Below are 8,085 nucleotides of genomic sequence, written 5' to 3' on the forward strand. Positions count from 1 at the left end.
TTCCCAGAGAACCGTTACGTTGTTTCGTGATATTGATTTCTGCGATGCCCCTGGCCTGCGTATCCGGGTTGTACACTTCATCCCTGTAAAGCATCAGAATGATGTCTGCATCCGCCTCTATTTCTCCGGAATTTTTCAGGTCTGAGTTCATGGGACGTTTATTGGGTCTGGACTCCACACCGCGGGAGAGCTGGCTCAGCGCAATCAACGGAAAACCACCGGATTTTGCCAGGCCTTTAAGCCCCTTTGAGATTTCACCCACGGCAAGGTCATGACGCCCCGTGGTTCGGGTTTTTATCAGCCCGAGATAATCAACCACCACCAGCGCCGTTTCCGGATATTTAATCAGGTGGTGTTTCGTTGTTGCGCATATCTCATCAATGGCCAGGTTCGCCTGGTCCACCATCCAGATATTGCGCCCGGTCATCCGCCCCACCCCTTGTGAGAAACGCGTCCAGTCTTCATCTTCAAAGTGAGCCACAGATTTCAGGCGTGATACTGGCATCCCTCCAGCCGCAGACACCATACGTTCACCAATCTGGATGTTCGCCATCTCCATGGTGAACAGAAGCACACCATGCCCCTGCTCAGTCACCTTGTCGATGATGTCCAGCGCAAGTTCGGTTTTCCCCATCGAAGGACGGGCGGCAATGAATACCAGGTCTCCGGGCTCCATACCGCCTGTTTTTGCGTCCAGTTCATCAATACCGGTCATCAACGTCCTGGATTTCTCCAGCCCCTGATTCCGGCATTCAACACGCTCAACCACTTCCGGAAGCACATCATCAATATGTACCGGCTGAATGACGCCCTTTCCTGTCGACAGTGTGACCATCATGTTCTGCGCATCCTTCAGGGCATCTTCAGCTGCTTCACAGGTATGCGCATCACGTAATTTCTGCAGCGCCTCATTCAGTGTTTTTTCTGCATTGCGCAGTGCGGCATTGCGCCGCAACGCTGCAACATAGTGCTCCAGTGAAGACTTCACCCAGGTTTTACGCCCGGTATCAGTAATCACCGGGGCAAGTTCCGGCATCTCATTACACAACAGCACGGGGTCAATCACTCCTGAAACACGGGCCTGTCTGCAGATGCCTGTATAGATATCCTGATACGCTCGTACAGAAAAAACGTCCGCTGGCAGTGTGGCCAGAATATCCATCACTTCAGGATCTGCTCCGCGCAGAAAGAACGCGCCGATGACAGCGCCTTCAAGGTCATCGTTACGCCATACTGGAGTTGTCATGCAGCCACACCTCTGATACGAGAACGGTAACTGGGCCAGTTAAACGACAACCAGTTGCGTCCCCCGTCTGTGATCCTGTCGGCAATTCGGGGACTGATGAACGCCCACAACTCTTCCGGTGAGAGGTTACTGATCAGAATGGTGGGCAAGATACTTTCGTACCTGGCGTTGATAATTTCCTGCAAAATAGCCATTTCAGCCGCGCTGCCAAACTGAACGCCAACTTCGTCGATGATCAGCAAATCCATTGACGCATAACGCTCAATAACTTCATCCGCTGTTTTTTCGCTGTCATTCCGCCAGCAATTTTTCACAGCACGGGTAAGGCGCATCACGTCGGTGATCTCCACACTGGCCAGATAGTTACGGATGATGTGTTTTGCCATAGCCACAGCCAGATGATTTTTTCCGGTACCACAACTGCCGGTCATAACAAGACTGGTACCGTTCTCCAGCATATCTGGCCAATTCTCCGCATAGCGGCGACAGGCCGCAAGATTTCTGGCTGCGCCAGGATTAACCTCCAGATAATTATCAAACTCGCAGTCCCGAAAACGCAGGGCAATTCCGGCGTTATCAGTCAGCTCTTCCGCCTTGATGGACGACAGCTCCATGGTCAAATCGTTGGCCTCAGCGATTAAGCAGTCAGGGCAGCATGAAATTTTTTCTCTGTCCTCGCCATTACGATCGCTCCACACCAGTATATGCGTGTGATATTCGCCATGTTTTTCGCAATATCCGCGACCTTCACGCATCAGGCAGGAACGATAAGGCCATGGCTTTTCGCCCTTCTGAGCAAATGCAATCTCTGCCCGTAACTCATCCATTCGCGCCTGTAGTCTTTTTTGTTGTTCACGCAGGTTAAACGTCATCATCGCTGTCACCTCAGAATGTCAGTTTGTCACTGGATTTACCGAATTTGTCAGACATGGCTCCCAGGCCAGCCAGGACATCGACCTGTCGCTGTCGCCCACCTCCGGGAGCGGCTGGCTGTTGCCAGAAGTCTTCGAAGTGACGATCGGGTCCAAAGAACGTCGCAGCCTGCTTCACGAACTGTGTGCCGGTATTTCCTGTGGCACGTACCCAGGCAGCATAGCGTTTCACGCCATCAAGCATGGCTTCAGGTTTTATTCCCTCCCTGAGCCGGGCTTTCCAGGCTTTGAAGGCTGCGGATTTTGAGTTACCACCAGCACGTTTTGGATATTCCTGCCAGGCCTGTTCAAATTCCGGTGAATATTCCTGTCGGGAAGAACGCGCTGGTGCAGACGCGTCAGCAGATGCGCCAATAGTGTTTTTACTCTCTGTAGTATTCTCTGAAGTAATCTCTGTTGTATTCTCTGTAAGATCGAAATTGGTTTTCCCTTCTCCGCGGCGAGGGGTTTCCCGTGTCCGCGGTGAAGGCTTTCCCTCCTCCGCGAAATTGGGTTTTACAGTTTCCCGAAAACGGGTTTCCCCATTTCGGGAAACTGATTGTTTTCATTGATAATTTCATTAAGGCGCTCACAATCTATACGGTAGAACATTTTGTGCTCAAGACGCTTGTTGGTTTCAACCAAAATGCCTCTGGACACAAGATGCTTACGCGCTACAGCCTGTTGTTCAAATGTAAGTCCGGTTTCGTGTTGTATCTCTTCACGCGTTTTATGTACGCCTTCCGCTGCATGTGCTTTATCCTACCAGTAAAAAATCTGACCAAAGAAAATAACAGCGTGCGGACTTCCCATGTATTTAACGAGCCCAGGGTAATAAGCAACCGGATGTCCAAAATCGAGCAGAAGATCAGACGGACGCATAGCCACCTCCCAGGCGTTTAAACATTTTTCCGGGCTGAAACGCCACCAGCGGATAACTCAGGGTATGAGTACGTCCCTGAACCTGGCAGACAACCTTCTGGCTTTCGGTACTGACCAGGCAAACCCGCAGAACGTAGCCGTTGCTGGTGGTGAACCACTGCCCCACACGGGGGCAATGGTTGTATCGGTGATACAGGAAATTAACGATGTGGCGGATCATGGGAGCACCTCCTTGTCAGAACCATTCAGCCTGGAATCAACAAGTGCAGCACCAAAAACAGCATCACCTACACGGTCGTACAGTTTGCCAGCCAGCGGAGATTCAACGGCCTTAAGCATTGGGTAAAGCTGGCTTGTCCAGATTTGATGGATTTCACGCAAATGCAGGTATACGCCTCTGGCGTTTTGTGCGACAGATGACATGTCAGCCGCACCAGCTCCTGATAAGCTCCTCTCCATCTGGTTAAAGGCATTGATGTATGCCTCTTTGAACCGGGCGGCACGTTTACCAGTGAAGCCCATAGCAAGGAAGGCGAAGCCGTCGCGGGTAATTTGGTAGCAGGGAAGTTTGCGAGTACCGCCGTTGGGCTGGCGTACCAAAATTGATGTCTCCGCAAAATTGCGGGCACAAAACTCTGGAGAACAATCCAAAATGCGGATCTTTTTCAGAACATCGTCATGACGTTTAGAGAAGAAGTTGGCAACAGCCAGGGATGAAGTAACAGCCTGACCATCAACGATGGCAATTTCAGGTTGAGAGAGGGTTGGGAGAGTAGTCATGGTGACAGCCCCTATGTTGAATTCAAAGAACTCACCACATGGGACGCCAATCACAGAGGTGGTGAGACGTACAGGGTTGGCGTAACCGGTCAACATAGAACCCGGCGCATCTTGCGATGCCCCTGCACGCCCCACCATAATTTGGGCGTAGCAATGCTCATGACACGAAAAAACCGCATGAGCGCGGTTATGCTCTATATTGAATTTCAGGACGCCAATCCCGGCACCCGCTTTATAAGGTGCAGAGACAGTGTAACGTCCCGAAATTGCAGAATCAATATATTGTGCAGATATAACGATTTTGTTATGTTTTGCTGTATGAACTACACTATCGAATACTACAGTGAAGAGGTCCGACTGGAGGTCGATCAGCTTCCATTGAGTATGCGTGCCAGATACCAGCATCTTGTTGAACGCATGAAGGTATACGGCAGCAATCTCGGAGAACCTCACACCAGCGCCTTTGGTGACGGGCTTTTCGAACTCAGAATTAAAGGCAACGATGGGATCGCGCGTGTTTTTTACTGCACTCTGACAGGGAAACGCATCATCATGCTGCATAGTTTTGTAAAGAAAACGCAGAAAACACCGCCAGCCGAACGCAAGAAAGCTGAAACCAGAATGAAGGAGGTTAAGCATGACTGGTAAACGCACTCTCCCCACCATGACACACGACGAAATGGCAGCCAAATGGATGGAAGACCCGGCTTTTAAAGCAGAATACGACGCTATCGCTGACGAATTCGCACTGCTTGATGAAATGCTGGCAGCACGCAAAGAAGCTGGCTTAACTCAGGCTGAAGTTGCCGAGCGAATGGGAACAAAAGCGACCGCGATCACCAGAATGGAAAGTAATCTCGCATCAGGTATCAGCGGCCCATCATTTGCCACACTAAAAAAATTCGCCCGCGCTACTGGAAAAAAACTCCAGATCCGCTTCGTTTAACCACACCGCGCCGTCATTCTGGCGGCGCACCGGATAAATAGTCATTTCCTCGCACGATGTCTTAGCCACCGGATATCCCACAGGTGAGCCGTGTAGTTGAAGGTTTTTACGTCAGATTCTTTTGGGATTGGCTTGCGTTTATTTCTGGAGCGTTTCGTTGGAAGGTATTTGCAGTTTTCGCAGATGATGTCGGTGAAACTTCGTCGCTGTCGCCTCATTCATACCTCCTGTCGGTAAATCTGACACCCTGACCAATAGCCCAGGCTGTTGTGTACTCGATCAGACTTGCCATGCGCTTCACGCTCATCTGCGCGCTGCTTTCGCGAATGTTGACGCATTCTCCTTCAAGGCCGGGCAAAACATCAGCTTCCTGTTTTGTTGCCACTGCATGACCGCTGATCAACAAAACCTTCCATTGTTCTGGTTTTAACCATTTGCCGCACCATTGAACCTGACGAGCGATATCCGCCAGCATCGCGTGAAATTTTGCGTTCTGGTCAAGATTTCGCTTGTAGTCAGTAATGCGGATGGTGACTGGCTTGTCTTTATCGAGAGGAGTTGAGAGGATGGCATTTATTGCGGCTTGCTGTTGTTGCTTAGTTCGGAGGAAGATTGTTTGCTTCATCGAAAATTCTTCTCTTTAATTCCAGCGGCTCTGATAGCTTTCATTACTGCAATTACCGTTTTGTCCTTCCCATCCTCATGCCCCATCGCATAAGCACCTTCTTCACCATCTTTCCAAAAGTCGTCATTCGATTCGGGCCAGTCGATATCCAGTTCAATAGCTGCTCGCGGTGCCTGCCATATCACCCAGGCAAACTCTTTTAATTCATCGTCTCCTGTGAACTGGCTTTTGTCTTTTGACCACCAGTTTTCAAACTGTCGGTAGCTATCGTTCACTTCCCTCTCCCCCAAATAAAAAGGCCTGCGATTACCAGCAGGCCTGCTATTAGCTCAGTGATGTAGATGGTCATTTAATACTCCGTCACGTTTTCCTGTCGCCACGCCTCGTCATATTCCGATTTCGGCATATTGGCGATGTAGCTATATGGCGATCCTGATTCAAGTTGCAGGAACTGGTGCGATTGCTCGTCAAGGAACAACGGGACACCACCTTCCCAACCTTCGCCGTTACGTTGTTTTTCAAGCATCAAAACAGATGCCGGAGATGCCAGTAGCTGTTCGTCCTTCTCTGACATCTTTTCACCACTCTGAACTCTCTGTAACGCTCTCTCGCGAGCCTTGTTACGCCAGATGATGAAAAGGTTGTCTGTCAGGTCTGTTATCGCTCCAGAGCCTTTTACGTCCATTTTCCCGGTTGGTTTTTCTTCGCTGTCTCCTTTTCGCGAGTGAGTAACGAGAATGACGTGGGAGTTTGTTTTGTTTTTGAAGTCGCAAATCGAGTCAACAAACGCCTTCTGCCCGTTATAGTCATCGTCGCCTATGCCACATTTCATCAGGCTGTCGATGATGAATAACTGGATCCCGTATCGGCGGCGAGCGTAGTCGAATATTTCGATCAGCCTGTCGGCTTTCGCCGTTCCAGTCAGGCCAAACACCCAAAGTCTTTCGTCATAAAATTTAAATGCAGAGTCAATTTCCAGCACTGGCGGCATCTTGCAGCACGTTGCCTGACGGGTAAGTCGCTTAAGGAGAATACCAGGCTTCAGCTCAAGTGACGCGATGCACGTCTTCACACCCTGACGCATTGCCTCAAGTGCCATATGCCCGACAACCTCGGTGTTATGCGTCGCCACATATCCCCTGGTTACATACAGGTGGCGAGGGTGATCGACCATAATACACAAGCATTCTGCATTGCCGATTTTTTCAACATTCCTGACGAATACCCCACAGCCCTCGAATCGATGCGCAGTTAATCTGCCATTGAGTCGTGGTGAACGGATGGCCTCCCTGATTTCTCTTGTCAGTCTGATTCTTGCCTCGTATGAATCCATCCCATGCCGCTTATCGTCCTTGTATGTGTATGTCACGCCAGTTTTAACTCGCGTCCGGCATGACCCGCCGAGTGAGTTAACCAGTTGAACAACCCCATTGCGCAGTTCTTCACTTGCTGAGGAAAAAACAAGCGTTCCATCCTTCTCGACATACCCATCCGTTTCAAGCAGACCACACAGCATGCCTATACGCGTTGATTTATTTGCGGAAAAAAACACACGAGGGATGAATTTGTTTTTTGCTGTGCACCCCATTAGTCCATAACCTCGCAGGGTCTCCATGAGTGGATTTACCTGACCACGCGCCGTTGATATCAGCCAGTCCTTACCATCTCCAGAGAAGTTGTAATCAGGCAGTTCAGCCTTCATACGCTCGATCATGTATGGCTCGACGTTTGAAAACTTCACGCTCCCATTGCTAAGACTACCATCCCCGAGAAGGGAGCCGATAACCCATGCTAATGGCTCTGAGTGGTCGCCAAAGTCACCAGTTATTTCAGGAATCCTAACGCCATTTTTGTGCCTCTTCGTTTCACTCAACCGCTTCAACCCGAAGGTATCTATCACGCGGCGTTTCTCGCCTTTCGTGAATCCACGACTAGTGACCTCCCATAGGTGATCGCCTGCGCAATCAACATAACGACCATCTTCAAATGTGACTCGGTAAACATCTCTAACACCCTGCGGGAATATCCCAGTGACAGTTGACGGATTGCCGTCTACTGACGCCACCTGATCGCCAATTTTTACATTCCCGTGAGTAGTCCATGTCCCATCAGCTAAAAGAATAGGCTCATTCAGTGGGCATGCCTTTCCGTGACCGTTCACACCATTGACCAGCGTCAACTCTGCCTCACGGAACTGGAATTTATCTGCCAGAGATTCCCACGGTGGATTAAACAGATACTGCTGCTTGCCGTAGAAAGCGTTGATAGTGTCCTGGTAAAACTCTCGCGCACTGTAGAGTTCTTCAGGATCGAAGTAGGATGCCGTGCCGATGTACTGCCAGATTTCATCCTCGGTAACACCGTTCATCAGGCATTCGTTGATGTCTTTGTACGGCAGAGTAACAAGACGGCAACGATGTTCACCGAGTCGGCTTGCGATTTCCCTTGCGGCTTCACGACCAACATCATCAACGTCCATCGAGATGAATATTTCCTCAAACCTGTCGAGGTTATGATACTCAAACTCAATCCACTGTTGCTTAGCGCCTTTCCCGCCACCAAACGGCACGGATAACGCCGAGATGCCGTATTGCGCATAGCTCATACAATCAATTTCGCCTTCGCAAAGCACAACCGCCCTCACGCCAGCGTCCAGAGCCTGCCATCCGAACAGGCAAGGTTCGCAATCACCTTC

The 8,085-nt window shown here is 50.2% G+C and carries 10 protein-coding genes and 1 pseudogene; 2 read left to right on the plus strand and 9 right to left on the minus strand.

Annotated elements, in window-relative coordinates; all coding sequences use genetic code 11:
• The 5 genes and pseudogenes from ACUU1I_RS18230 to ACUU1I_RS18250 form a co-directional block, all read right to left on the minus strand.
• Positions 1-1,246: replicative DNA helicase (locus tag ACUU1I_RS18230; protein ID WP_449144874.1), on the minus strand; the 1,246-nt coding region annotated here is incomplete at its 3' end.
• Complete coding sequence (locus ACUU1I_RS18235; RefSeq protein ID WP_000988187.1) at positions 1,243-2,121, minus strand: ATP-binding protein; 879 nt, start codon at positions 2,119-2,121, stop codon at positions 1,243-1,245. The genes ACUU1I_RS18230 and ACUU1I_RS18235, both read right to left, overlap by 4 nt.
• A 10-nt stretch (positions 2,122-2,131) precedes the next feature.
• Positions 2,132-3,039, minus strand: a pseudogene (locus ACUU1I_RS18240) (DNA-binding protein).
• Positions 3,026-3,259: a hypothetical protein gene (locus ACUU1I_RS18245; RefSeq protein ID WP_000618004.1), complete on the minus strand. Its 234-nt coding sequence runs from the start codon at positions 3,257-3,259 to the stop codon at positions 3,026-3,028. Before ACUU1I_RS18245 ends, ACUU1I_RS18240 begins: the two are co-directional and overlap by 14 nt.
• Positions 3,256-4,272, minus strand: coding sequence for a Rha family phage regulatory protein (locus tag ACUU1I_RS18250; RefSeq protein WP_005114998.1), 1,017 nt, complete (start codon positions 4,270-4,272; stop codon positions 3,256-3,258). Before ACUU1I_RS18250 ends, ACUU1I_RS18245 begins: the two co-directional genes overlap by 4 nt.
• On the opposite strand from ACUU1I_RS18250, the gene ACUU1I_RS18255 reads away from it, so the two are divergent.
• The gene (locus ACUU1I_RS18255; protein ID WP_236743520.1) at positions 4,237-4,467 is read left to right on the plus strand and encodes a type II toxin-antitoxin system RelE/ParE family toxin; all 231 of its coding nucleotides are present in this window, start codon (positions 4,237-4,239) and stop codon (positions 4,465-4,467) included. The genes ACUU1I_RS18250 and ACUU1I_RS18255 overlap by 36 nt on opposite strands.
• Positions 4,457-4,765 (plus strand): helix-turn-helix domain-containing protein, encoded by a 309-nt coding sequence (locus tag ACUU1I_RS18260; RefSeq protein WP_000147081.1) that lies wholly within the window; start codon positions 4,457-4,459, stop codon positions 4,763-4,765. The genes ACUU1I_RS18255 and ACUU1I_RS18260 overlap by 11 nt, the downstream gene beginning before the upstream one ends.
• A 41-nt stretch (positions 4,766-4,806) precedes the next feature.
• Here ACUU1I_RS18260 and ACUU1I_RS18265 read toward each other — a convergent pair whose 3' ends face one another.
• The 4 genes from ACUU1I_RS18265 to ACUU1I_RS18280 form a co-directional block, all read right to left on the minus strand.
• Positions 4,807-4,983, minus strand: a complete 177-nt coding sequence (locus ACUU1I_RS18265; protein WP_001254220.1) for a NinE family protein — start codon at positions 4,981-4,983, stop codon at positions 4,807-4,809.
• Entirely contained in the window at positions 4,980-5,390 is a 411-nt protein-coding gene (locus tag ACUU1I_RS18270) for a recombination protein NinB (RefSeq protein WP_000814621.1), read from the minus strand. Before ACUU1I_RS18270 ends, ACUU1I_RS18265 begins: the two co-directional genes overlap by 4 nt.
• Positions 5,387-5,665: a hypothetical protein gene (locus ACUU1I_RS18275; RefSeq protein ID WP_005067014.1), complete on the minus strand. Its 279-nt coding sequence runs from the start codon at positions 5,663-5,665 to the stop codon at positions 5,387-5,389. Before ACUU1I_RS18275 ends, ACUU1I_RS18270 begins: the two co-directional genes overlap by 4 nt.
• 74 nt (positions 5,666-5,739) lie before the next feature.
• A partial coding sequence (locus ACUU1I_RS18280; RefSeq protein WP_449144875.1) for a toprim domain-containing protein occupies positions 5,740-8,085 on the minus strand: 2,346 nt, incomplete at its 5' end.

The sequence above is a fragment of the Shigella sp. SIG3 genome, from assembly GCF_053555855.1.